This is a genomic window from Streptomyces brasiliensis (assembly GCF_014647875.1).
In the GTDB taxonomy this organism is placed as follows: domain Bacteria; phylum Actinomycetota; class Actinomycetes; order Streptomycetales; family Streptomycetaceae; genus Streptomyces; species Streptomyces brasiliensis.
The window spans coordinates 100,306-122,044 of record NZ_BMQA01000004.1 but is presented as its reverse complement, the minus strand read 5'-3'; the positions used below and the strand labels follow the sequence as shown (position 1 = coordinate 122,044).

The following is a 21,739-nucleotide window of genomic DNA, read 5'->3' as shown; positions in this document are numbered from 1 at the left end:
CCCAGGGGGGTATTGATACGGCAGACGTCTGAATAGGCTGCAACCAAGTATTTGTGATGTATGGGATCCCCTCCCTACGCTGGGCCGCATTCGAGGGCCCCGACATCGAAAGGGGCAGCCCGATGGAACTCAGGCACCTTCGCTATTTCGCGGCCGTCGCCGAGACGCGTCATTTCGGAAAGGCCGCACAGCAGCTGCACATCGCCCAGCCTCCGCTCTCCCAGGCGATACGCCGCCTGGAATCGGAACTGGGCGTGGAGCTCTTCACCCGCACCACCCGGCAGGTCGCCCTGACCGGCGCCGGCGAGGTGTTCCGCACCGACGTGGAGCGCATCCTGCAGGCCGTCGACGAGGCGGTCGCCCGGGTCGCGCGCTTTGCGACCGGAGTGGAGGGCGTGCTGCGGATCGGCCTGACGGGCTCCGCCTCGTACCGCCAACTGCCCGCCCTGGCACGGCTGGTGAAGCGCGAGATGCCGCACGTCATGCTGGAGGTGCACACCGAGATGCTCACACCCGCACAGGAAGCAGGGTTGCTCGAACGGCGCCTGGACGTCGGCGTACTGCGCCCGCCGGTGCGGCAGGAGGGCATCACCCACCGCCCCCTCGCCACCGAACCGCTGGTCGTCGCCCTGCCCGAACAGCACTGGCTGGCGGAGGCCGACTCAGTGCGCGTCGAGCAACTGCGCCACGAGGACTTCATCATGTACGGCGCCACGCTGGGCTCCGTCGTCAACGACGCCGTGGTGCGCGGTTGCCTCGCCTCCGGCTTCTATCCGCACGCCGCCTACGAGGTCACCGAGACCTCCGCGGCCCTCGCCCTGGTCGCCGCCGGCCTGGGCATCGCCGTCCTGCCCGACTCCATCCGCTCGGCACCCCGTGAGGGTGTCGTGGTCACGGAGATCGAGGACGCGCTGTCGGTACGGCTGGACCTCGCGTGGCGCGCGGACGACCGGTCCCCATTGCTGCGGAACCTGCTTGAGGTGCTGGAGCGCAACGAAGTATTTCCCGAGACCTGTGAGAGAGCGGCATGAAAATCGTCCGGGTGGAGGCAATTCCCTTCGCCATCCCCTATGCCAAACCCCTCAGATTCGCGAGCGGCGAAGTGCACACCGCCGACCACGTCCTGGTCCGCGTGCACACCGACGAGGGACTGACCGGAATCGCGGAGGCCGGCCCCGTCCTTACACGTACGGCGAGACCCAGGAGTCGATCGTCGCGGTGATCGAGAAGATCTTCGCGCCGCAGCTTCTCGGACTGACCGCCCTGGAACGCGAGTCGGTCCATGAGCGGCTCGACCGCACGGTCGGCAACCCGGCCGCGAAGGCCGCGATCGACATGGCCCTGTGGGACATCCTCGGCCGGGCCGCCGGCATGCCGGTCTCCGGACTGCTCGGCGGCTACTCCGACCGCATGCGGGTCAGCCACATGGTCGGCTTCGCACCGGCCGCCGAGATGGTGGCCGAGGCCGAGCGGATCCGGGACACGTACGGCATCACCACTTTCAAGGTGAAGGTCGGCCGGCAGCCGTACACCGAGGATGTGACGGCCTGCCGCGCGCTGCGCGAGGCACTCGGCCCCGACGTCGATCTGTACATCGACGGCAACCGTGGCTGGACCGCCTCCGACGCCGTGCGCGCCCTGCGCGAGATGGCCGACCTCGGGCTGACCTTCGCCGAGGAACTCTGCCCGGCCGACGATGTGCTGGGCCGCCGCTGGCTGGTCGCGCAGAGCCCGGTCCTGTTCATCGCCGATGAGAGCGCGACCCGGGCCGCCGAGGTGACCCGCGAACTGCTGGGCGGCTCGGCGACCGCCATCAGCATCAAGACCGCCCGCACCGGCTTCATCGCCTCCCAGCGGGTGCTGCACGAGTGCGAGGGACTCGGCGTGGAAGTGGTGATGGGCAATCAGATCGACGGCGGGATCGGCACGTTGTGCTCGGTCGCCTTCGGCGCCGCCCACGGTGGAGCCGGCGCCGTACCAGATCCCGACGGACGGCTCGTGCGGCAAGCTGATCGCGGCCGCGGGCTGGCACGCCTGGCGCCCGGCTCACCTGCACCTCAAGTTCTCGGCGCCCGGCCACCAACTGATCACCACCCAGCTGTACTTCAAGGGCGGCAGCCATGTCGCCGACGACATCGCCTCCGCCGTGAAGCCCGAGCTGATCCTCGACCCGGGTCCGGCTGCGGACGGCAACGGCCGCGAGGTCACGTACGACTTCGTCCTCGACAGGGCGTGATCGACCGTGCTCTTCGCCGTACGCATGGACGTCGACATTCCGCGCGACCTCGACCCGGGGGTCCGCGCGGACCTGGTGGCCCGTGAGAAGGCCTACTGCCGTGAACTGCAGAAGTCGGGGGAGTGGTTGCACATCTGACGGTGCGTCGGGCAGTACGCCAACATCAGCGTCTTCGACGTCCCCGACAACGAGGCACTGCACGCGCTCCTGTGGAACCTCCCGCTCTTCCCGTACATGAAGATCGAGGTCACACCACTGGCCCAGCACCCCTCGGACCTGGCGGCCGGCTGAGGGACAAGGTGGTGGGCGCGACACCGGCATCGCCACCCTCTGCATCGGCGTCGGCCAGGGCGTCGCCCTCGTCCTCGAACGCTGACCCCGAAGGAGCCGCAGTGCGCTTCACCCCCTTGCCGCACCACACAGTCGAGGGTCCGCCCGGCGCACCCGTGCTGGTACTGGGCCCGTCGCTCGGGACCTCGACGGCGGTGTGGGAACCGCAGCCGCCCACGCTTGCCGAGCACTACCGCGTCCTGCGCTTCGATCTCCCGGGCCACGGTGCCTCGCCGGGCGCCCTGCTCCCGGACACCGGGCCCGGCCGTACCACGGTCGCGGACCTCGCCCGGCTGGTACTCGGCCTGGTCGACCACTACGACACCGGCCGCTTCCACTACGCGGGCATCTCGCTCGGCGGTGCCATCGGCGCACAGCTGGCCCTCCGGCACCCCGAGCGCGTCGCCTCGCTCGCGCTGGTGTGCTCGTCCGCGCACTTCGGCGGGCCGGAGGGGTGGCGGGAGCGGGCCGCTCTCGTACGGCGGGCGGGCATGGGGGCCTTGGCCGGGCTCATGCCTGCCCGCTGGTTCGCCGATCCCGCGACGGCCGGAACGCCCTACGGAAAGGCCCTGCTGGGCGACCTCGCCGCGGCTGACCCGGCGGGTTACGCCGCCTGCTGCGACGCCCTCGCCGGCTATGACGTGCGCGACGAGCTGCCCCGCATCACCGCACCCACTCTGGTGATCGGCGGCATCCACGACACCGCCACACCCCTGGACCATGCCCGGGAGCTCGCGGACGGGATCCCCGGTGCCGGGCTCCGCACGGTCGCCACCGGTCATCTCGCGATCGAGGACCCGGGAGCCGTGGCGGCGGCGCTGCTCACCCACTTCCGCGCAGCCGGGGCAGCCTCCGTTTGATCCCGGAAACCGATCGGTTCACAGGTGCCCTGGTGCGCCGACGGCGAGGCCTGCAGCGCCACGAAGGCCGCGGTCTGGTCGAAGACGAACAGCCTGCGCCTGGAACTGCAGCCGCGGGGCCGCGCCGTCACCGGCCTGCACATGGGCTATGTCGACACCGACATGACGACCGACACCGACGCGCCCAGGGCGAACGCCCACGACATCGCCGTGGCCGCGCTCGACGGCGTCGGGACGGGAGCCCACGAGGTCCTCGCGGACGACCTCACCCGCTGGGTCAAGAGCCGGTTGTCGAGCGAGGTGAGCGCCCTGTACGAGCAGCTCGCCCGGTGACCCCGTGATGTCCTCGGCGCAGGCGGGGCCGCCATGCCCTCGGACGCTCTTCCCTGGCGGGGCGGGCGTGTGTCGCGCAGCGTGGAAGGGAGGGCGGAACACGGACGCGGGCGCGAGGCCGCTGGAGAGGTGGGTCGTATGGACAAGGACGTCTCGGGACCGCGGGTCGTGGTGGGTGTCGACGGGTCGCCGTCCTCGCACGCGGCCCTGCGCTGGGCCGTTCGCTACGCCGACCTCATCGGCGGTGGCGTGGACGCGGTGGCCGCCTGGGAGCTTGCCGGGATGTACGGCTGGTCCGCCCCTGCCGTCGACACCGACTTCGACGAGGAGATCGCCCGGCAGCAGCTCACCCAGGAACTGACGGAGACGCTCGGTGCCGAGGGAGCCGGCAGGGTCCGGGCGCTCCTGGTGCGCGGCAACCCCGTCGACGTGCTGCTGAGAGCCGCCGACGGTGCCGAGGCCGTGGTCGTCGGCAGCCATGGGCGGGGTGGTTTCGCCCGGGCGCTGCTGGGATCCGTCAGCCAGCACGTCGCGCACCATGCGACCTGCCCCGTCGTCATCGTGCGGCCCGAGGAGTCGTGACCGCTGGACGTCAGGGGGCGCCCACGGCGCTCCGTGAGAGGAACCCGTCCAGCACACGCCCGGCCGTGCGGCGGGGGGAGGGTGGGCCCTCGGGACCGTAGCCGAGGCGGATCAGCATCTGGGGGTGGGTGCGCGGGTCGGGAGTGGACGACGCGAGCTGCTCGCGCAGGTCGGGCCATTCCAGGGCCTGGTGCAGGAGCGACGCGCGGACGCCGTGGGCTGTGGCCACGAGCAGCACGTGCTCCAGGGCCTGCCCCGCGCGCAGCCAGTCGGTGCGGCGGTCGTGCGCCGTGGTCAGTACGGCGATGAGGGGCCGCTTCTCGAAGGGGCGCGCGGCGAGGACGTCCGGGTGCCGGTGCGCGCCGAAGTCCCGCATGGGCACCCGCTCCCGGAAGTCCTGGGGTCCGAGCGTCCCGGGCGGCAGGCCGAGCGCCGAGTCGCCGGGCTCGTGCACCCACCGCCTGCTCTCCGCCGCCCGCGCGGAATCGGCGGTGGTACGGTGCTCCGCCTCCCTGGTGAGCCGCAGGAGACGGTCCCTGTCCACCGGTGCCGGACGGTACAGCAGGGCGCCCTCGGTGTGGGCCGCATCCGTGAGTTCGGTGAGTACCGCCCGGGGCAGCCGGCGGTCCGAGAAGGGGAAGCGGCTGCTGTGCCGGCGCCACAGGGCGTCGTAGAGGCCGGGGAAGGCGGGTGCCCTGGCGGTGTCGGCGAGCCGAACGGTGGCGAGCAGGTCAGGCCGGTCGGGGCGAGGCAGCAGCCGGGTCACCGGTTCCCAGCCGAAATGCGCCACGGCGACCCGCAGATTGAAGACCGCGGAGCCCACCGAGAGGTGCAGGGCGCGGCCGCTCGGGTCGATGTGGTGCAGCCCGCGGTCCGCGGCCGCGCGGATCTCCAGGGTGACCGTGTCCGGGTCCAGGCGGAACCGCCACGGCTGGGTGTTGTGGATCGACGGAGCGGTCACGGCGGCGGAGACGAGTGACTCCAGAACCGTGCCGTCGAGAACTGCGGAAGGCATCACAGGCTCCTCCCCGCCCTGCGCCGATGTCGGCGCCCGGGCTCTGCGGCGACCGCTCCAGGGTCCCGCGCCGGGCGCCGGACGAGGCAGGGGCCGTAAGGCCCTACGGGGGTCCCCGACGGCCCGGAGGCACATGCTTTCCGGCCCACAGGAGCGAGCGCTGCGAGTCGGCGTGGCTGAGCACGCGTCAGTCCCGCGCTTCGGCGCAGGCCCTACCGGGCCGACCGCTGTTCGCTGTGCTCCGGCTGCTCCAGGTGCGACGCGAGGACCGCCGCCTGGACCCGGCGCTGTACGCCGAGCTTGGCCAGCAGGCGGGAGATGTGGTTCTTGACGGTCTTCTCCGACAGGTACAGCTTCTTGCCGATCTCGCGGTTCGTCAGCCCGTCCCCGATCAGCGCGAGGATGTCCCGCTCCCGTGGCGACAGGCTCGCCAGCTCGGGCGGCACAGCCGGAGTCTCGGCGGGGTCGGCGCGCAGCGAGCGCATCAGCCGGGCCGTGGTCGCCGGATCCAGCATCGACTGGCCCGAGGCGACCGTGCGCACCGCCGAGACCAGGTCGGACCCCTTGATCTGCTTGAGGACATAACCCGAGGCACCGGCCATGATCGCGTCGAGGAGGGCGTCCTCGTCGTCGAACGACGTCAGCATCAGACAGGCCAGCTCAGGCATCTGGCTGCGCAGCTCGCGGCAGACGGAGATGCCGTCCCCGTCCGGCAGCCGGACGTCGAGCACGGCCACGTCCGGACGCAGCGCCGGGCCGCGGACGAGCGCGTGCTCGACCGTGTCGGCGTCGCCGACCACGGAGATGTCCGGTTCGGCGTCGAGCAGATCGGCCAGTCCACGTCGTACGACCTCGTGGTCGTCCAGCAGGAAGACACGGATGGGATTCTGCTCCGTGAAAGTGCGTGTCTCGGTCATGCGGCCCCTCGTTCCCCGGGTGAAGGACAGACTGCGGGCTGCCCACCACGAGATCATCACTCGCCAGGCCGGGACGCACTAGGGCCGACCGGCCCACTCACCTGGGACGGGCGCACCTCACCGGCGTGAAGCCCGTGGTCGGAAGACCCCTCCCGACGTCGTCCGGCTGGTGACAGGGTAGTGGCAGGCGCGTGGGCTCGTGAGGCCCTCGGGAGGTGTGACCGATGCGGAAGGCAAGGCGCACGACGATCCGGGGATGGCGGTGGCGGCGAAACCCGCTGCGCCGGCGCAGCGACGTCGTCGAGGCGTGGATCGTGCTGGCCACCTGGACGACGGCCCTCCTCGGTTCGGCCGCCGCCGGTACGGCCGGGGCCCTGGCCATGGACGGCGCGGTACGGCAGGCGCAGGCCGAGCGGCACCCCGCCTCCGCCGTCCTCGTCGACACCCTGCCCGTCACGACGGACGGCAGGGCCACGGGCCGTGCCCACGACCGCGCGACGGCCACGGTGCGCTGGACCGACGGCGCCGGCAGGGTCCGTACGGGAGACACCGCCGTCCGGGCCGGTACCGCGCCCGGCACGCGGATGACCGTGTGGACCGGCCCTGACGGCCGCCTGGTGGCAGGGCCGATCGGTCCGGCGGCGGCGGCCGCACGCGTGGGCCTCGCCGGGACGGGCGTCGCCCTCGGCACCGGGCTCCTCGTGATGACCGGTGGCCGGGTGGTGCGTCTGCGCGTGGAGCGCCGGGCCACCGAGCAGTGGGGCGTCGAGTGGGACCGGGTGGGACGGCAGCAGGGGCCGAGGACGAGCGGTTGAGGCAGCCGGGATCCGATGGGACCGATGGGACCCCGGGATCCGATGGAACAGATGCGACCTGGTGGGGGTCCTTTGAGACCCGAAGAGATCCGCCGGTCTCCGCGGCGGGAGCGTGCGGGACTGCTCCCGACTGCTCACGTCCCCGCCGGCTCCTCCCGGCGTGCGAGGTCGAACCGTACGTCCACCACGCCCTCCACAGCGCGTATCAGCCGCGCCGCCACCGGGACGAGAGACGTGTCCCGGATCCGGCCCGTGAGTGTGACGACCCCGTCCTCGACCTGCACCCGCACCACCGACGCCGGTGGTGGGAGCAGATAGGACACGATCTCCCGGCGGACCTCCTCGGCGATCTCCTCGTCGCCGCGCAGGAAGACCTTGAGCAGGTCGCCGCGGCTGACGATGCCTTCGAGGACGCCGACGTCGTCGACGACCGGGAGCCGCTTGACCTTGGCCCGCGCCATGACGCGCGCGGCCTCGGCGAGCGGGGCGCCCGCATGGATGGTCAGGGCGGGTGAGGTCATCAGCCGGCCCGCCGTCACCGCGTCGGCCTTGCCCCGCGCGGCGGGGCGGGGCGGGACGGTGTGCCCGTCGGCCGGGGCGTCCTCGCGGAACTCCTGCTTGGGCAGCAGGTCCGCCTCGCTGACCACCCCCACCACGCGGCCCTCGCCCTCGACGACCGGCAGGGCGCTGACCCGCCAGTCGCGCATCAGCCGCACGATCTCCTTGAAGCCGGCCCCGGGGCCGACGGAGGCGACCGTGTGGGTCATGACGTCGCTGACGATGTGCGGGGTGCCGTGCATGGCGACTCCTTGAACAACGGGGTGAGGAGCCCGCTCAGGCGGGGCTACCGGCGCCGTACGGGGCGTACAGGTCCAGCAGCCGGGTGCGGGCGGAGCGCAGACGGTGGGCCAGCACCTGGCCCACCCACTGGGCGACGTCGTTGCCGAGGGCCGGGTCGTCCCGGCACATGGAGCGCACGGCCGTGGCGTCGAACTCGTAGGCGCGCACCGGTGTGACCGCCTCGGCGCCCAGGTGCCAGACGTGCGGGTCGAACAGCCAGGACCAGCCCACGAGTTCGTTGTGCCCGAGGGTCTCGATGACGGCCTGCGGACGGCCCGGCACGCGCATGTCGAGTTCGACCGTGCCGGTGCGGATGATCCAGAACCGGTCGGCGCGGTCGCCCTCCTCGAAGAGCCGGGTCCCCTGCGGGAACGACACCTCCCGGGCGATGGCCATCAGCCGGTTCCGGTGCTCGGCGGGCAGGGCGCGCAGCATGCTGGGTGTGGGGGGACTGGTCATGGGTGCCTCCCCGGCACGTCGTACGAGCTGTCACCGCCAGGGTGAACCCGCAGGGTCCGTGCGAACCGTGGGCCACCCGTCCCTCGACCGGGCCGTACGGTCCACCGCGGTCCCGAGTGCGGTTCGTGGGCGAAAGCGCACGTCGCTCCGGCCGTTCGGGGCCGGTCCGGTCCGCGCCGCCGGGACCATCGGCACCGCCGCGGGTCCATGTGGCCGCTGTCCCGTGCCCGTCGCGATCCTGGAGAATCGAAGCATGCGCATCGTCGTCGCCCTCGGCGGCAACGCCCTGCTGCACCGCGGCGAACGCCCCGAGGCGGGCGTGCAGCAGGCGAACGTCGACCGGGTCGCCACCGCACTCGCCGCCCTCGCCCACGACCACGAGCTGGTCCTCACCCACGGCAACGGCCCGCAGATCGGCCTGCTCGCCGCGGAGAGCGCCGCCGACCCCGCGCTGAGCGCCCCCTACCCGCTGCATCTGCTCGGCGCGCAGACCCAGGGACTGATCGGCTCCCTGCTCGCCCGCACCCTGCACGACGTGCTGCCGGGACACCGGATCGCCGCCCTGGTCACCCACACCCTCGTCCGCGCCGACGACCCCGCCTTCGCCCGGCCCACGGAGTTCGTCGGTCAGGTCTACCCGAGGGACGTCGCGAAGTCCCTCGCCCGCGCCCGCGGCTGGTACATCGCGCAGGACACCGGGGGCTGGCGCCGGGTGGTGCCCTCTCCGGAGCCGGAACGGATCGTGGAGACCGAGACCGTCCACGAACTGCTGGGCGGCGGCACCCTGGTGATCTGCGCCGGTGGCGGAGGTGTCCCGGTCACGGCCGACCGGCGCACCGGGGCGCTGACCGGCGTCGAGGCCGTCGTGGACAAGGACCTCACGGCCGCCCTGCTCGCCGTGGAACTGAAGGCGGACTTCCTGCTGATCCTCACCGACGTGCCCTGTGTGTACCAGGGCTACGGCACCCCGGACCAGCGTCCCGTCCTGGACGCGACCCCCGCCGAGCTGCGCCGCGGCGGCTTCCCGGACGGCTCGATGGGGCCCAAGGCCGAGGCGGCGGCCCGCTTCGTCGAACGCACCGGAGGCCTCGCTGCCATCGGTGCCCTGGACGCGGCGTACGAGATCGTCCACGGACGGTCGGGCACGCTGGTCCGCCCGGATCTCACGAGCGGGTGAGACGGCCGGCGCGCGCCGTCACCGGCCCTCGGACCAGGCGCGGTAGGCGGCCACGGCGGTCGGCAGCGTCGGGAAGACGTGGTCCTCGCCGACGGCCTGGACGAGGCCGTAGGCCTCCAGGTCGACCAGCAGGTCCTGCTTGACCCGGGCGAGGGCGAACACGACGTCGCGGCGGGCGAGTTCACGGCGCAGGTCGTCCACCGCGTCCAGGGCCGTGATGTCGACCTCCACGTTGGCCTCGGTGTTGAGCACGAACCACCGTACGGGGACGGCCTGTTCGTCGACGGCGGCCAGGGCGCGGCGGCGGAAGTCCTCCGCGTTGGCGAAGAACAGGGGCGAGTCGTACCGGTAGACCAGCAGGCCGGGGATCGTGCGGGCCTCGGGGTAGTCGTCGACGTCGTGCATGCCCGCCACCCCGGGCACCAGCCCCTGCACCGCGTCGTGCGGCCGCGCCACCCGGGTCAGCAGCTCGGCCACCGACAGGCCGACGGCCACGAGGACGCCGTACAGGATGTCCAGCGCGAGCACCCCGGCCAGGCAGCCGACCGCCAGCAACAGCTCCCTGCGCCGGAACGACGCCAGCCGGCGGAAACCCGAGAGGTCGATCATCCGGACCGCGGCGTAGACGACGAGCGCGCCGAGGACGGCGGACGGCGTGCGCGTCAGCAGCGGGCTGAGGACCAGCAGGACGGCCAGCACCACCGCGCCGGCGACCAGTGAGTACGCCTGGCTGTGCGCGCCCGCGGAGGAGGCCAGGGCGGTGCGGCTGGCGCTGCTGCTCACGGGGAAGCCCTGCACGGCACCGGCGCCGAGGTTCGCCGTACCGAGGGCCAGGAACTCCTGGTTCGCGTCCAGCCCGGGGCCCTGCGCGTCGCGGTCCGCGAACGCCCGGGCGGTCAGGATCACGTCGGTGTACGCGACGAGCAGCACGCCGAGCGCGGGCAGCACCAGGCGCGGCACCTCGCCCAGGTCAGGCACGGCGAGGTTCGGCAGCCCCGACGGGACCTCGCCGATCACCTCGATCCCGTACCGGTCGTCGAGGCCGAACGCCACCACGGCCGCCGTACCGAGGACCACGGCGAGCAGCGGGCCGGGAACCACGGGGAGGAAGCGCGTGACGGCGAACAGGAACGCGAGCACGACCATGGAGAGCACGAGCGTCGGGAGCCGAACGTCCGTCAGACGGCTGAGGAACGACCACAGCTGCGGGAAGAACTGCCTCCCCGACGTACGCACCCCGGTGAGCCTGGTCAGCTGATCCACCGTCATGATCAGGGCCACGCCCGCCAGATAGCCGATCAGGACCGGCCGGGAGAGCAGGTCGGCGACGAAACCCAGCCGCAGCACCCGCGCCGCCAGGCACAGCAGCCCGACCGTCACCGCGAGTGCGGCTGCCAGCGAGGCGTACCGCCCCGGGTCGCCCGCCGCGAGCGGACCGACCACCGTCGCCGTCATCAGAGCGGACGTCGACTCGGGGCCGATCGACAGCAGCCGCGACGAGCCGAACAGGGCGTACAGGCCGAGCGCCGGGAGGATCGCCCACAGACCCACCACCGGCGGCAGTCCGGCGACTCCCGCGTACGCCATGACCTGCGGCACCAGATACGCCGCCACGGTCAGACCGGCCAGCAGATCACCCCTCAGCCACGCGCGCCGGTACCGGAGAAGGGGACCCAGCCCGGGCATCAGGCCTCGCCACATCGCGCCACGCCCGCCGGAGTCCTGTGCCATGAGCCGCCTTTCGCCGTCGGCCCACAGCATCCACCGGCGTGCCGCCTCCTCGCGAGACGGCCGCCGCCGGCGTCCCACACGCCGCGCGGTCGCCCAACCGGCCGCTCGGACAGGGCCGTTCAGCCCAATCGACACCGACCTTCGGCATCCGGCGCCGCGCGGCGGGTCAGACGAGAGTAATGAGCGTCAGGCAATGACCGGACCTTCCCAGAAGGGAACACCACCATGGCCGTGCACGAGCACCCCCAGCGGAGCTCCGGCTTCCAACTGCCGCACTTCCGCAGGCACGCAGCCGCCTCCGCGTCCGAGTCCGCCGTGTCGGCTCGGACCGGCACCGTCGCCGCACGGTACGCCCTCGCGTCCCTGCGCCTGCTCACCGGGTTCGTCTTCCTGTGGGCCTTCCTCGACAAGACCTTCGGCCTCGGCTACGCCACCGCCTCCGGCAAGGGCTGGATCGACGGCGGCTCGCCCACCAAGGGCTTCCTCGGCTCCGTGGCCGCCGGCCCCATGGAGTCGACGTTCCACTCCTGGGCGGGTGACACCTGGGTGGACTGGCTGTTCATGCTCGGCATGCTCGGGGTCGGCGTCGCCGTGATGTCCGGCGTCGCGCTGCGGATCTCCGCCGTGGCGGGCACCCTGATGATGGCCTTCATGTGGATCGCCGAGTGGCCGCCGGCCAAGCACCTCTCGGACGGTTCGCCCAGCATGTCCACGAACCCCTTCACCGACTACCACGTCATCTACGCCCTGGCGCTGATCGCCGTCGCGGCGCTGGGCGCCGGCGCCACCTGGGGGCTCGGCAGGCTGTGGGCACAGCTCCCCGTCGTCCGCGACCACGGCTGGCTGCGCTGAACGCCGACGGTGCGACGGGCCCGCCCGGCAGGGCCCGTCGCACCGGCGCGTCCATGGGACCGGTCGGCCCCTCGACAGGACCAGCGGCCCCTGCATCCGCCGTCCCCGCGACACGACCCTGGAACCGGGTCCCCGAACCCCCAAGAACCCGAGAGGTGGAGATCATGTCCCGCACCATCACGGTCGGTATCGACGGTTCGCCCGAGAGCAGGGCCGCGGCGGAGTGGGCGGCCCGCGAGGCGCGGCTGCGCGGCCTGCCCGTGAAGCTCGTCCAGGTCTGGGAACCGGTCCCCGAGCCCATGGCCCAGGCACCGCTCCTCGGCACCGAGACGCACCAGCACTGGACCGAGCGGGTCCCGCGCGAAGCGGCCGACGGTCTGCGGCGGCGTCACCCCGGCGTCGAGGTGACCACCGAGCAGATCACCGGCAACCCCGGCGAGGTCCTGGCCCAGCAGGCGCGGGACGCCGAACTGCTCGTCCTCGGCTCGCGCGGCCTCGGCGGGGTCGGCGGCTTCATGATCGGCTCGGTGTCCCTCGCCGTCGTCGCGCACGCCGAGCGCCCCGTCGCCCTCGTCCGGGCCGGTGAACAGGCCGCCGACGAGCACGAGCCGGACGAGATGGGCATCCCGTCCGCCGCCACCCCCTACCGTCCCGTCCTGCTCGGCCTGGACGTCGACGGTCCCGACGCGACGCTGATCGAGTTCGCCTTCGACGCCGCCGCCCGCCGCTCCGTCCCGCTGCGCGTCCTGCACACCTGGAGCCCGCCGCCGTACTACGCCTACGCGTACGGCATCGCCGCCGACCCCGAGATCAACCGGTCGCTGGCCCAGGCCGAGGCCGCCGCCCTCGAGGAGGTGCTGCGGCCCTGGCGGCAGAAGTACCCCGACGTCGAGGTAGTCGCCGAGTCCCGGTACGGCAGCCCGGCCCTCGAACTCGTCGAGGCCTCCGGCCAGGCGTCCCTCGTCGTCGTGGGCCGCCGCATCCGCCGCAACCCCTTCGGTGTGCACGTCGGCCATGTCACGCACGCCCTCCTGCACCACTCCACCACCCCCGTCGCCGTCGTCGCCCACGGCTGACCCGTTCCGAGGAGCTGAACCCATGAAGGCAGCGGTCGTCCGAGCCTTCGGCGAACCCCTGGTCATCGAGGAACGCCCCGACCCCGAACCCGGCCCCGGCCAGGTCCGCGTCCGTGTCGAGGCCTCCGGGGTGTGCCACACGGACATCCACGCCGCCCACGGCGACTGGCCGGTCAAGCCCACCCCGCCGTTCGTGCCCGGCCACGAGGGCGTCGGTCTCGTCGAGAAGCTCGGCGACGGTGTCACCCACCTGGAGGCCGGGGACCGGGTCGCCGTGCCATGGCTGGGCTGGGCCTGCGGACGCTGCGAGCACTGCGTCTCCGGCTGGGAGACCCTGTGCGAGCAGCAGATCAACACCGGGTACGGCTGCGACGGCGGCTACGCCGAGAAGATGCTCGCCTGGGCCGACTTCGCCCAGCCGGTGCCGCAGAGCGTCAGCGCCGTCGACGCCGCCCCGCTGACCTGCGCCGGCGTCACCACGTACAAGGCGCTCAAGGTCGCCGGCGTGCGGCCGGCCCAGCTCGTCGCCGTCTCCGGCATCGGCGGGCTCGGCCATCTGGCCGTGCAGTACGCGAAGGTCGCCGGGGCGCAGGTCGCGGCGATCGACGTCACCGGCGAGAAGCTCGAACTCGCCGCCGAACTAGGCGCCGACTTCGTCATCGACGCCCGCAAGCACGACGTCGGCGAGGTGCTGAAGCAGTACGGCGGCGCCCACGCGGCGATCGCGCTCGCAGTGAACGAGGAGGCCTTCGCGGCGGTCAACTCCGGCCTGCGACGCGGCGGCAAGCTCGTCATGGTGGCGGTGCCCGCGCACGGCACGATCAAGGTGCCGATCTTCGACACCGTCCTCGGCGGCACGTCCGTCGTCGGCTCGGTCGTCGGCACCCGGCAGGACCTCGCCGAGGTCTTCCGGCTGCACGCGGCGGGCCGCACCCGCGTCATCCACGAGACCCGGCCGCTCTCCTCCGTCAACGAGTCCATCGACGACGTGCTGCACGGCCGCGTAAAGGCACGGATCGTCCTCGACCTCGCGGCGGGGCGGTGACGGTGATGGACCTGCCGATCGTCGTCGGTGTCGACGGCTCCGAACCCAGCCTGCGGGCCGTCGACCGGGCGGCCTACGAGGCCGCGCTGCGCGGGGTGCCGCTGCGGCTGGTGTACGCGCGGCTGTGGGAGCGGTACGAGGGCAGCTCCCTCGCCCAGGACCTCGCCCGGCCCTCCGGGCAGGTGACCGCCGAGGACGTCATCGAGACCGCCGCGAACCGAGCGCGGCTGCGCGAGCCGGGCGTGCGGCTCTCCATCGCCGTGCTGCCCGAGGAACCGGAGTACACGCTGGTCCGCGAGAGCCGCACCGCCTCCGCGGTGGTCCTGGGCTCACGAGGCCGCAGCGCCATGACCGAGGCACTCCTCGGCTCCGTCAGCGTGACGGTGGCCGGGCACGCCCACTGCCCGGTGATCGTGCTCCGCGGCAGCCACGACGACCAGGCCCGCTCCGGGCGGCACGGCCGCGTCGCCGTGGGCGTCGGTGAGAAACCCGCGCACTCGGCGGCCGTGCGGTTCGCCCTCGACGAGGCGCGGCTGCGCCACGTGCCCCTGGACGCCGTGCGCGCCTGGCGCGCCCCGGCGCACGAGACCACCGACCATCCGCTGATGTCCGGCGGAGCCGCCCGGCTGCACGAGGAGCGGGCCGCCGAGGAACTCGAGGAGGCCTTCCGCGAGGCGCCCGACGACGTGGAGGTGCGCCGGCGCATCGTCGAGGGACACGCCCGCCGCGTGCTGCTCGACGCCTCGGCCGGCGCCGACCTGCTGGTCGTCGGGGCGAGGCGGCGCAGCGGGCACTTCGGCCTCCAGCTCGGCCGCGTCGCCCACGGCGTGCTGCACCACGCAGCCTGCCCGGTCGCCGTCGTACCGGAGGAGGCGTGAGCGGATCAGAGGCGCGCCGCGTGATCGGGAACGTACGTCTGCAGATCGCGCGGCGGCCGCTGGTAGCCCGTCGACGGCGGGCGGGCCGGCAGCTCGAGGACCGGTGGCGGCACCTCGTGGTACGGCACCGAGCCCAGCAGGTGGGCGATCATGTTCAGCCGCGCCCGGCGCTTGTCGTCGCTCTCGACGACGAACCAGGGCGACTCGAGGATGTCGGTGTGGACCAGCATCTCGTCCTTCGCCCGGGAGTAGGCCTCCCAATGGGTGATCGACTCCAGGTCCATCGGCGACAGCTTCCAGCGCCGCAGCGGATCCTCCAGCCGGCGCCGGAACCGCTCCTGCTGCTCGGTGTCGCTCACCGAGAACCAGTACTTGCGCAGCAGGATCCCGTCCTCGACCAGCATCCGCTCGAAGATCGGGCACTGGCGCAGGAACAGCTGGTGCTCCTCCTTCGTGCAGAACCCCATCACCCACTCCACGCCCGCCCGGTTGTACCAGGACCGGTCGAACAGCACGATCTCGCCCGCGGCCGGGAGATGCTCGACGTAGCGTTGGAAGTACCACTGCGTGCGCTCACGCTCGGTCGGCTTCGGGAGCGCCGCGATCCGCGCCACCCGCGGGTTGAGATGCTCGGCGACCCGCTTGATCGTGCCGCCCTTGCCGGCCGCGTCCCGCCCCTCGAAGACGACGACGAGCCGGGCGCCCTCCGCCCGCACCCACTCCTGAAGCTTCACCAACTCCGTCTGAAGACACAGCAGTTCAGTCTCGTACACCTTGCGCGGCAGGGTCGCCGCCTTCTTGCCGGCCATGCCGCCTCCACCGCCCGATGACCCGCGACGATGACATCCGGAGCCCCCATGACCACCGTCGAACAACAGGACGCCACGGTACTTTCCGACGACGAACTGCGCACCCTGGACGCGCACTGGCGAGCCGCCAACTACCTCGCCGCGGGCCAGATCTATCTCCTGGCCAACCCGCTGCTCACCGAACCCCTGAGCCCCGACCACATCAAGCCGCGGCTGCTCGGGCACTGGGGCACCTCGCCGGGCCTCAACCTCGTGTACACCCACCTCAACCGGGTGATCAAGGCACGCGACCTGGACGCGCTGTGCATCTGGGGCCCGGGGCACGGTGGGCCGTCCGTGGTCGCCAACTCCTGGCTGGAGGGCAGCTACAGCGAGACCTACCCGGACGTGTCGCGCGACGAGCCCGGCATGGCGCGGCTGTTCCGGCAGTTCTCGTTCCCGGGCGGCGTGCCCAGCCACGTGGCTCCGGAGACCCCAGGCTCGATCCACGAGGGCGGTGAACTCGGCTACTCCCTGGCTCACGCCTACGGCGCTGCCTTCGACAACCCGAACCTGCTCGTCGCCTGTGTGATCGGCGACGGCGAGGCCGAGACCGGGCCGCTGGCCGCCTCCTGGCACTCCAACAAGTTCCTGGACCCGGTGCACGACGGAGCCGTCCTGCCCATCCTGCACCTCAACGGCTACAAGATCGCCAACCCGACCGTGCTCTCCCGCCTCCCGGAGCCCGAACTCGACGCCCTGATGCGGGGATACGGTCACGAGCCGATCCACGTCACCGGCGACGACCCGGCCCAGGTGCACCGCGCCCTCGCCGCCGCCTTCGACGAGGCCCTCGACCGCATCGCCCTGATGCAGCGCACCGCGCGCGAGGAGGGCGTCGCCGAGCGCGTGCACTGGCCCATGATCGTGCTGCGGACCCCGAAAGGCTGGACCGGCCCGGCCGAGGTCGACGGCGAACCGGTCGAGGGCACCTGGCGCGCCCACCAGGTCCCGCTCGCCGGCGTCCGCGAGAACCCGGAGCATCTGCGGCAGTTGGAGGCCTGGCTGCGCTCCTACCGCCCCGAGGAACTGTTCCACCCCGACGGCCGTCCGGTCGCGGACGTCCTCGCCTGCGTCCCCTACGGCGCCAAGCGCCTCGGGTCCACCCCCTACGCCAACGGCGGTCTGCTCTCCCGCGAGTTGCCCATCGCACCGCTCGACGACTACGCCGTACCGGTCGACAAGCCCGGCACCACGCTCCACGAGCCCACCCGGGTCCTCGGCGGCCTCATCGAGCAGATCATGAAGGACACCGCGGCCCGCCGGGACTTCCGCGTCGTCGGCCCCGACGAGACCGCCTCCAACCGGCTGCAGGCCGTCTTCGAGGCCAGCGGCAAGGCCTGGCAGGCCCAGGTCCTGCCCGTCGACGAACACCTCGACCGGCACGGCCGCGTGCTGGAGATCCTGTCCGAACACCTGTGCCAGGGCTGGCTGGAGGGCTATCTCCTGACCGGCCGGCACGGGCTGTTCTCCTGCTACGAGGCCTTCGTGCACATCGTCGACTCGATGGTCAACCAGCACATCAAGTGGCTCAGGACCTCGCGCGAGCTGACCTGGCGGGCGCCGATCGCCTCCCTCAACTACCTGCTCACCTCGCACGTGTGGCGCCAGGACCACAACGGCTTCTCCCACCAGGACCCCGGCTTCGTCGACCACGTCCTCAACAAGAGCCCCGAGGTCGTGCGCGTCTACCTGCCGCCGGACGCCAACACCCTGCTGTCCGTCGCGGAGCACGCCCTGCGCAGCCGCGACTACGTCAACGTGATCGTCGCCGGCAAGCAGCCCTGCTTCGACTGGCTGTCCATGGACCAGGCCCGCGCCCACTGCGCGCGCGGCGCCGGGATCTGGGAGTGGGCCGGAACCGAGAACGACGGCGAACCGGACGTCGTGCTCGCCTGTGCCGGGGACGTGCCCACCCAGGAGGTGCTGGCCGCCGCCCAGTTGCTGCGCCGGCATCTGCCGCAGCTCGCCGTGCGTGTCGTCAACGTCGTCGACATGACCCGGCTCCTGCCCCGCGAGGAACACCCGCACGGCATGAGCGACTTCGAGTACGACGGCCTCTTCACCGCCGACAAGCCGGTGATCTTCGCCTACCACGGCTACCCCTGGCTGATCCACCGTCTCGCCTACCGCCGCGCCGGACACACGAACCTGCATGTGCGCGGCTACAAGGAGTCCGGCACCACGACCACTCCGTTCGACATGGTCGTCCGCAACGACCTCGACCGGTACCGGCTCGTCATGGACGTCGTCGACCGCGTCCCCGGACTCGCCGTGCGCGCCGCCGCCGTACGCCAGGCGATGGCCGACGCCCGCTCCCGCCACCACGACTGGATCCGCGCCCACGGCACGGACCTGCCGGAGGTCGCGGAGTGGAGCTGGAACGCCTGAACGCCCCTCACCCCGGAAGGACATGGAACGCCGGAGCGAGACGGAGATCGCCGTGTCGACGGCCCGCCAGATCGACGGCGTCGTCGACGACGTCGACAGGCTCACACACCGGCTCGACGACACCCCGCCCGCACCCCGCGGAACAGGCCCTGCACGGCGTGGCCTAGGACCGGCTGCGCGGACCGTGAGCGATGTCCGCGGTTGGCTGCTGCACCGTCGTGGCTGATCGCGCCCACGTGGCGGAGCCGCATGTCGACCCGGCTCCGCGCACCTTCGGGGTGCCGGGAGTCACGCCGGTACCACGGCGACTGGGCACGCGGACTCGCGTACCAGGGTCCGGGCGGTGTGCCCCCACGCCGTGCCGGGCCGCACGCCCACCACGACGAGGGCGGCGCTCGCGCAGTGGTGCAGCAGGGCCCCGGCCGGAGGGAACAGCAGGACGTCCTCCCGTACGTCCACCTCCCGGTACTTCTCACGCCACGGCCGCACCGCGTCGGCGAGCAACTGCACCTCCTCGTCCTCCCATTCGCCCCGGTCCTCCTCCGGGATCCCGAAGGGCAGTTCAGCGGCGAGCGGAGGCAACTCCCAGGCGTGCACGACATGCAGCCGCGCCCTGCGCACCCGGGCACAGTCGAAGGCGAACTCGATCACGGCCCCGGCGGGATCCCGGGCGTCCACCCCGAGCAGGATCCGATCGGGACGGCGCCCGGGGACCGGGTCGTCCGGGACGAGGACGAGGGGGCAGGGCACGGACCCGGCACCGGAGAGGTCGCCCTGCCCGCGGACGCCGGTCACGACCAGCTTCGCGCCGGCCGGGTCCGCCGGCAGTCCGTCGGTCACCGCCAGCGGCAGACCACGCAGCCGGGCTTCCTCCTCGGCCCAGTCGGCCGCCGCCGCGTGGGCGCCGGCGAGGATCACTCGTTCCATGGCAGTCCGCCTCTCTGGCACAGGGGGAGACGCTCTCGCCCACCACCCTGCACCGCACGGCCCGGCCCGCGCACGGGCCGAACGGCCTTGCCCCGTCAGGAGACCGGGGCAACGCGGGTCACGCCGAACGCAGCGGCGGCGCGCCCGTGTCGGGACGTACGAGATGGGCGGTGAACCAGTCGCGGGCCAGCGCGGCGGCCGTGGGCAGGGTGCCGGGCTCGGCGAAGAGATGCCCGGCGCCGGCCACGACGGCCAGCCGGTGCTCGCAGTGCATCCAGTCGGCGGCCAGCCGGTTGAGGCTGAGCACCCGGGTGTCCCGGCTGCCCACGATGAACAGCGTCGGAGCCCGTACCCGGGCCAGCGCGGCCGGAGAGGCGAGGTCGGGGCGCCCGCCCCGGGAGACCACGGCTCCGATGACCGGGTCGTCGGCGGCCGCCTCCAGCGCCGCGCCCGCGCCGGTACTCGCGCCGAAGTAGCCCACAGGCAGATCGGTCTCGCGCCGCAGCCACGCGGACGCCGCCTGCAGCCGGCGGGCGAGCAGGGCGATGTCGAACACGTTGTTCCGGTCGCTCTCCTCGTCCTCGGTCAGCAGGTCGAGCAGCAGCGTGCCGAGTCCCGCGCGGTTGAGCACGGCGGCGACGTACCGGTTGCGCGGGCTGTGCCGGCCGCTGCCGCTGCCGTGCGCGAACGCCACCACGCCCGTGGCACGGTCCGGCAGGACGAACCGAGCGGCGAGGTTCACCCGTCCGGCCGGCAGTTCGACCTCACGGTTCGGCGGGGACCGGGGCGGGTCGGCGGCTGCGGGGGAGGAGCCCGCGGCCCGCCCCAGCAGCGTTGTGACCTCCTCGTCGGAGGTCTGCGCGAAGTCGTGGTACCAGGCGCCCACCGAGCCGAAGTAGCGCGGGCGCTCCAGACACACGACCTCGTCGGCCACCTCCCGCAGATGCGGCAGCGTCCGCTCCGGCCCTACCGGTACCGCCAGCACGATCCGGGCCGCACCCCGGTCCCGTACGACTCGGCAGGCGGCCGCCGCGGTGGCGCCGGTGGCCAGACCGTCGTCCACGATCACCGCCGTACGCCCCGTCAGAGCGACGGGGGCACGGCCGGCCCGGTAGCGCTCCACCCGCCGCTCCAGTTCGGCGCGCTCGGACTCCTCGACGGCCGTCAGGTCGGCCGGTCTCAGGCCGGTGTCCTGGATCACGTCGTCGTTGAGGACACGCACCCCCTGCTCGCCGATCGCGCCGAAGCCCAGCTCGGGCTGCCACGGCACGCCCAGCTTGCGCACCACCAGCACGTCCAGCGGTGCGCCGAGCGCCCGTGCCACCTCGTAGGCCACGGGGACACCGCCGCGCGGCAGTCCCAGCACCACCGCGTCCTCGCCGCGCAGCTCCTCCAGGCGCCGGGCAAGCCGGTGCCCGGCGTCCGTCCGGTCGTCGAATTGCATTCCGCACCTCCTCGGACCAGCGAGCAAGTCACCAGTTTCAGTAAATGACGGAAGTGCGTCCTTCACCCGTGCTAGCTTCATCGTGCCCTGGAAGGGGCCGGTTCGGGCTGGACCGCAACCTTCGGGTCGGAAGCCCCCACCCCAGGTGGGGAGCGGAGTCACTGCAGCGCGTTCCGGCCGCCCCGAGCCCATCGTCAGAGGCGGGACGAACGAGCGCAGACGCACCTGGGCGGGGTCGCACGGCCCCGCCCCGTGTCAGCCGGTCTTGTGTCCCCAGCGCGGGCCGACGAGATCCCACTCCTGGCCCCAGGAGTCGATGCGCCGGCGGTCGAGCCGCCACCGTGCGAGGGCCCCGGCACCCAGGGTGAGTGCCGCGACCGCGCCGGCCGCGCCGATGGCCAGTACCGCCGACTCCACGGCCGCCTCGGTGGACTCCGTCGGCGGGTTCGTGAGCCGGCCGCGGCCGTCCTGCCACACCTCGACGCCGGTGCCTGCCTTGCTGCCGGTGTCCACCAGCGTCGGTCCGGTGCGGACACGCCCGTCGGGGGCCGCCCACCGCACCGTCGCCCGCGCCTGCGTGCCCGCTCCCCAGGTGGCCGGGCCGCTGGCCGGGGCGTCGGTGACGAGCACCGCCCGCACGGGCTGCCGTTCGGCGCGCTGCCGGGCGAACACCTCGTCGGCCGTGTGGGCCGTCACCAGCCCGGCGACGGTGCCCCCCACCGCGATGACGGCCCCCGCGGCCAGCACGATCCAGGCCTCGATGACGTCGTCGTGCCGTCGCAGCGGATTGCTCCGCCACCGCCACAGCCGCTTCCTCGCGTTCCTGCCGGCGCGCATCGCTCCGCACCCTCCTTCTCGTCCCCGCCCATGTGGTGCCACCTCCGACGGTGTCAGCCCGGCGCCCGCCGCGGCATGGGCCACAGGGCGCCACAGCAGGGCCGCCCGGGACCCGGCAGCGCGCCGGACGAGGTCCGTTCGGCCCC

23 protein-coding genes and 1 pseudogene are annotated in these 21,739 nt (G+C 72.9%); 15 read left to right on the top strand and 9 right to left on the bottom strand.

Annotation, left to right across the window (positions count from 1 at the left end; translation table 11 throughout):
• Nucleotides 1-122: 122 nt before the first annotated feature.
• The 7 genes and pseudogenes from IEZ19_RS08275 to IEZ19_RS08245 all read left to right on the top strand — a co-directional run bounded on the left by IEZ19_RS08275 (nucleotide 123) and on the right by IEZ19_RS08245 (nucleotide 4,341).
• Nucleotides 123-1,031, top strand: a complete 909-nt coding sequence (locus IEZ19_RS08275) for a LysR substrate-binding domain-containing protein (RefSeq protein ID WP_189310428.1) — start codon at nucleotides 123-125, stop codon at nucleotides 1,029-1,031.
• Complete coding sequence (locus tag IEZ19_RS54135) at nucleotides 1,028-1,222, top strand: hypothetical protein (protein WP_229840080.1); 195 nt, start codon at nucleotides 1,028-1,030, stop codon at nucleotides 1,220-1,222. The genes IEZ19_RS08275 and IEZ19_RS54135 overlap by 4 nt, the downstream gene beginning before the upstream one ends.
• The gene (locus IEZ19_RS54130; RefSeq protein ID WP_444545186.1) at nucleotides 1,219-2,322 is read left to right on the top strand and encodes an enolase C-terminal domain-like protein; all 1,104 of its coding nucleotides are present in this window, start codon (nucleotides 1,219-1,221) and stop codon (nucleotides 2,320-2,322) included. Before IEZ19_RS54135 ends, IEZ19_RS54130 begins: the two co-directional genes overlap by 4 nt.
• Nucleotides 2,261-2,527, top strand: a pseudogene (locus IEZ19_RS08260) (muconolactone Delta-isomerase family protein). Before IEZ19_RS54130 ends, IEZ19_RS08260 begins: the two are co-directional and overlap by 62 nt.
• Before the next feature lie 101 nt (nucleotides 2,528-2,628).
• On the top strand, nucleotides 2,629-3,426 hold the full coding sequence (locus tag IEZ19_RS08255; protein WP_229840072.1) for an alpha/beta fold hydrolase: 798 nt from the start codon (nucleotides 2,629-2,631) through the stop codon (nucleotides 3,424-3,426).
• A gap of 24 nt (nucleotides 3,427-3,450) precedes the next feature.
• Nucleotides 3,451-3,759: a Rossmann-fold NAD(P)-binding domain-containing protein gene (locus tag IEZ19_RS08250; protein WP_189310427.1), complete on the top strand. Its 309-nt coding sequence runs from the start codon at nucleotides 3,451-3,453 to the stop codon at nucleotides 3,757-3,759.
• A gap of 138 nt (nucleotides 3,760-3,897) precedes the next feature.
• Nucleotides 3,898-4,341: a universal stress protein gene (locus IEZ19_RS08245; protein ID WP_189310426.1), complete on the top strand. Its 444-nt coding sequence runs from the start codon at nucleotides 3,898-3,900 to the stop codon at nucleotides 4,339-4,341.
• 10 nt (nucleotides 4,342-4,351) lie between these two features.
• Here the strand turns inward: IEZ19_RS08245 and IEZ19_RS08240 are convergent, their stop codons facing one another.
• Nucleotides 4,352-5,356 carry an Acg family FMN-binding oxidoreductase gene (locus IEZ19_RS08240; RefSeq protein ID WP_189310425.1) on the bottom strand — a complete coding sequence of 335 codons (1,005 nt, stop codon included), beginning with the start codon at nucleotides 5,354-5,356 and terminating at the stop codon, nucleotides 4,352-4,354.
• A 212-nt stretch (nucleotides 5,357-5,568) separates the two neighbouring features.
• Nucleotides 5,569-6,273: a response regulator gene (locus tag IEZ19_RS08235; RefSeq protein WP_189310424.1), complete on the bottom strand. Its 705-nt coding sequence runs from the start codon at nucleotides 6,271-6,273 to the stop codon at nucleotides 5,569-5,571.
• A gap of 224 nt (nucleotides 6,274-6,497) precedes the next feature.
• Between IEZ19_RS08235 and IEZ19_RS08230 the strand changes: the two genes are divergently transcribed.
• On the top strand, nucleotides 6,498-7,088 hold the full coding sequence (locus tag IEZ19_RS08230) for an Rv1733c family protein (protein ID WP_189310423.1): 591 nt from the start codon (nucleotides 6,498-6,500) through the stop codon (nucleotides 7,086-7,088).
• Nucleotides 7,089-7,222: 134 nt separating this feature from the next.
• Here IEZ19_RS08230 and IEZ19_RS08225 read toward each other — a convergent pair whose 3' ends face one another.
• A complete protein-coding gene (locus IEZ19_RS08225; protein WP_189310422.1) occupies nucleotides 7,223-7,888 on the bottom strand; it encodes a CBS domain-containing protein in 666 nt (221 codons plus the stop codon).
• 34 nt (nucleotides 7,889-7,922) lie between these two features.
• Nucleotides 7,923-8,387 (bottom strand): Crp/Fnr family transcriptional regulator, encoded by a 465-nt coding sequence (locus tag IEZ19_RS08220; protein ID WP_189310421.1) that lies wholly within the window; start codon nucleotides 8,385-8,387, stop codon nucleotides 7,923-7,925.
• 253 nt (nucleotides 8,388-8,640) lie between these two features.
• Here IEZ19_RS08220 and IEZ19_RS08215 point away from each other — a divergent pair, with 253 nt between their 5' ends.
• Nucleotides 8,641-9,564 (top strand): carbamate kinase, encoded by a 924-nt coding sequence (locus IEZ19_RS08215; protein WP_189310420.1) that lies wholly within the window; start codon nucleotides 8,641-8,643, stop codon nucleotides 9,562-9,564.
• 18 nt (nucleotides 9,565-9,582) lie between these two features.
• Here the strand turns inward: IEZ19_RS08215 and IEZ19_RS08210 are convergent, their stop codons facing one another.
• A complete protein-coding gene (locus IEZ19_RS08210; RefSeq protein WP_189310419.1) occupies nucleotides 9,583-11,295 on the bottom strand; it encodes a SulP family inorganic anion transporter in 1,713 nt (570 codons plus the stop codon).
• A gap of 225 nt (nucleotides 11,296-11,520) precedes the next feature.
• On the opposite strand from IEZ19_RS08210, the gene IEZ19_RS08205 reads away from it, so the two are divergent.
• The 4 genes from IEZ19_RS08205 to IEZ19_RS08190 all read left to right on the top strand — a co-directional run bounded on the left by IEZ19_RS08205 (nucleotide 11,521) and on the right by IEZ19_RS08190 (nucleotide 15,146).
• Entirely contained in the window at nucleotides 11,521-12,147 is a 627-nt protein-coding gene (locus IEZ19_RS08205; protein WP_189310418.1) for a DoxX family membrane protein, read from the top strand.
• Between the two features lie 164 nt (nucleotides 12,148-12,311).
• Complete coding sequence (locus IEZ19_RS08200; protein WP_189310417.1) at nucleotides 12,312-13,223, top strand: universal stress protein; 912 nt, start codon at nucleotides 12,312-12,314, stop codon at nucleotides 13,221-13,223.
• 22 nt (nucleotides 13,224-13,245) lie between these two features.
• Nucleotides 13,246-14,268, top strand: a complete 1,023-nt coding sequence (locus tag IEZ19_RS08195; RefSeq protein ID WP_189310416.1) for a zinc-dependent alcohol dehydrogenase — start codon at nucleotides 13,246-13,248, stop codon at nucleotides 14,266-14,268.
• Nucleotides 14,269-14,273: 5 nt separating this feature from the next.
• The gene (locus IEZ19_RS08190; protein ID WP_189310415.1) at nucleotides 14,274-15,146 is read left to right on the top strand and encodes a universal stress protein; all 873 of its coding nucleotides are present in this window, start codon (nucleotides 14,274-14,276) and stop codon (nucleotides 15,144-15,146) included.
• Nucleotides 15,147-15,151: 5 nt separating this feature from the next.
• On the opposite strand, the gene ppk2 is transcribed toward IEZ19_RS08190, so the two are convergent.
• A complete protein-coding gene (ppk2, locus tag IEZ19_RS08185; protein ID WP_189310414.1) occupies nucleotides 15,152-15,955 on the bottom strand; it encodes a polyphosphate kinase 2 in 804 nt (267 codons plus the stop codon).
• A 48-nt stretch (nucleotides 15,956-16,003) separates the two neighbouring features.
• On the opposite strand from ppk2, the gene IEZ19_RS08180 reads away from it, so the two are divergent.
• Nucleotides 16,004-18,385 carry a phosphoketolase family protein gene (locus IEZ19_RS08180; protein WP_189310413.1) on the top strand — a complete coding sequence of 794 codons (2,382 nt, stop codon included), beginning with the start codon at nucleotides 16,004-16,006 and terminating at the stop codon, nucleotides 18,383-18,385.
• Nucleotides 18,386-18,407: 22 nt separating this feature from the next.
• Entirely contained in the window at nucleotides 18,408-18,611 is a 204-nt protein-coding gene (locus IEZ19_RS08175) for a hypothetical protein (protein ID WP_189310648.1), read from the top strand.
• 62 nt (nucleotides 18,612-18,673) lie between these two features.
• Here the strand turns inward: IEZ19_RS08175 and IEZ19_RS08170 are convergent, their stop codons facing one another.
• The 3 genes from IEZ19_RS08170 to IEZ19_RS08160 all read right to left on the bottom strand — a co-directional run bounded on the left by IEZ19_RS08170 (nucleotide 18,674) and on the right by IEZ19_RS08160 (nucleotide 21,593).
• Nucleotides 18,674-19,312 (bottom strand): universal stress protein, encoded by a 639-nt coding sequence (locus IEZ19_RS08170; protein ID WP_189310412.1) that lies wholly within the window; start codon nucleotides 19,310-19,312, stop codon nucleotides 18,674-18,676.
• Nucleotides 19,313-19,430: 118 nt separating this feature from the next.
• Nucleotides 19,431-20,756 (bottom strand): phosphoribosyltransferase, encoded by a 1,326-nt coding sequence (locus IEZ19_RS08165; RefSeq protein ID WP_189310411.1) that lies wholly within the window; start codon nucleotides 20,754-20,756, stop codon nucleotides 19,431-19,433.
• 255 nt (nucleotides 20,757-21,011) lie between these two features.
• A complete protein-coding gene (locus IEZ19_RS08160) occupies nucleotides 21,012-21,593 on the bottom strand; it encodes an Rv1733c family protein (protein WP_189310410.1) in 582 nt (193 codons plus the stop codon).
• Nucleotides 21,594-21,739: the final 146 nt, after the last annotated feature.

Coding starts and splice junctions, on each gene's coding strand:
- IEZ19_RS54135 (WP_229840080.1), top strand. CDS start 1,028: ATGAAAATCGTCCGGGTGGAGGCAATTCCCTTCGCCATCCCCTATGCC.
- IEZ19_RS08210 (WP_189310419.1), bottom strand. CDS start 11,295: ATGGCACAGGACTCCGGCGGGCGTGGCGCGATGTGGCGAGGCCTGATG.
- IEZ19_RS08230 (WP_189310423.1), top strand. CDS start 6,498: ATGCGGAAGGCAAGGCGCACGACGATCCGGGGATGGCGGTGGCGGCGA.
- IEZ19_RS08165 (WP_189310411.1), bottom strand. CDS start 20,756: ATGCAATTCGACGACCGGACGGACGCCGGGCACCGGCTTGCCCGGCGC.
- IEZ19_RS08245 (WP_189310426.1), top strand. CDS start 3,898: ATGGACAAGGACGTCTCGGGACCGCGGGTCGTGGTGGGTGTCGACGGG.
- IEZ19_RS08235 (WP_189310424.1), bottom strand. CDS start 6,273: ATGACCGAGACACGCACTTTCACGGAGCAGAATCCCATCCGTGTCTTC.
- IEZ19_RS08205 (WP_189310418.1), top strand. CDS start 11,521: ATGGCCGTGCACGAGCACCCCCAGCGGAGCTCCGGCTTCCAACTGCCG.
- IEZ19_RS08160 (WP_189310410.1), bottom strand. CDS start 21,593: ATGCGCGCCGGCAGGAACGCGAGGAAGCGGCTGTGGCGGTGGCGGAGC.
- ppk2 (WP_189310414.1), bottom strand. CDS start 15,955: ATGGCCGGCAAGAAGGCGGCGACCCTGCCGCGCAAGGTGTACGAGACT.
- IEZ19_RS08180 (WP_189310413.1), top strand. CDS start 16,004: ATGACCACCGTCGAACAACAGGACGCCACGGTACTTTCCGACGACGAA.
- IEZ19_RS08195 (WP_189310416.1), top strand. CDS start 13,246: ATGAAGGCAGCGGTCGTCCGAGCCTTCGGCGAACCCCTGGTCATCGAG.
- IEZ19_RS08275 (WP_189310428.1), top strand. CDS start 123: ATGGAACTCAGGCACCTTCGCTATTTCGCGGCCGTCGCCGAGACGCGT.
- IEZ19_RS08170 (WP_189310412.1), bottom strand. CDS start 19,312: ATGGAACGAGTGATCCTCGCCGGCGCCCACGCGGCGGCGGCCGACTGG.
- IEZ19_RS08190 (WP_189310415.1), top strand. CDS start 14,274: ATGGACCTGCCGATCGTCGTCGGTGTCGACGGCTCCGAACCCAGCCTG.
- IEZ19_RS08240 (WP_189310425.1), bottom strand. CDS start 5,356: ATGCCTTCCGCAGTTCTCGACGGCACGGTTCTGGAGTCACTCGTCTCC.
- IEZ19_RS08215 (WP_189310420.1), top strand. CDS start 8,641: ATGCGCATCGTCGTCGCCCTCGGCGGCAACGCCCTGCTGCACCGCGGC.
- IEZ19_RS08175 (WP_189310648.1), top strand. CDS start 18,408: ATGGAACGCCGGAGCGAGACGGAGATCGCCGTGTCGACGGCCCGCCAG.
- IEZ19_RS08200 (WP_189310417.1), top strand. CDS start 12,312: ATGTCCCGCACCATCACGGTCGGTATCGACGGTTCGCCCGAGAGCAGG.
- IEZ19_RS08220 (WP_189310421.1), bottom strand. CDS start 8,387: ATGACCAGTCCCCCCACACCCAGCATGCTGCGCGCCCTGCCCGCCGAG.
- IEZ19_RS08225 (WP_189310422.1), bottom strand. CDS start 7,888: ATGCACGGCACCCCGCACATCGTCAGCGACGTCATGACCCACACGGTC.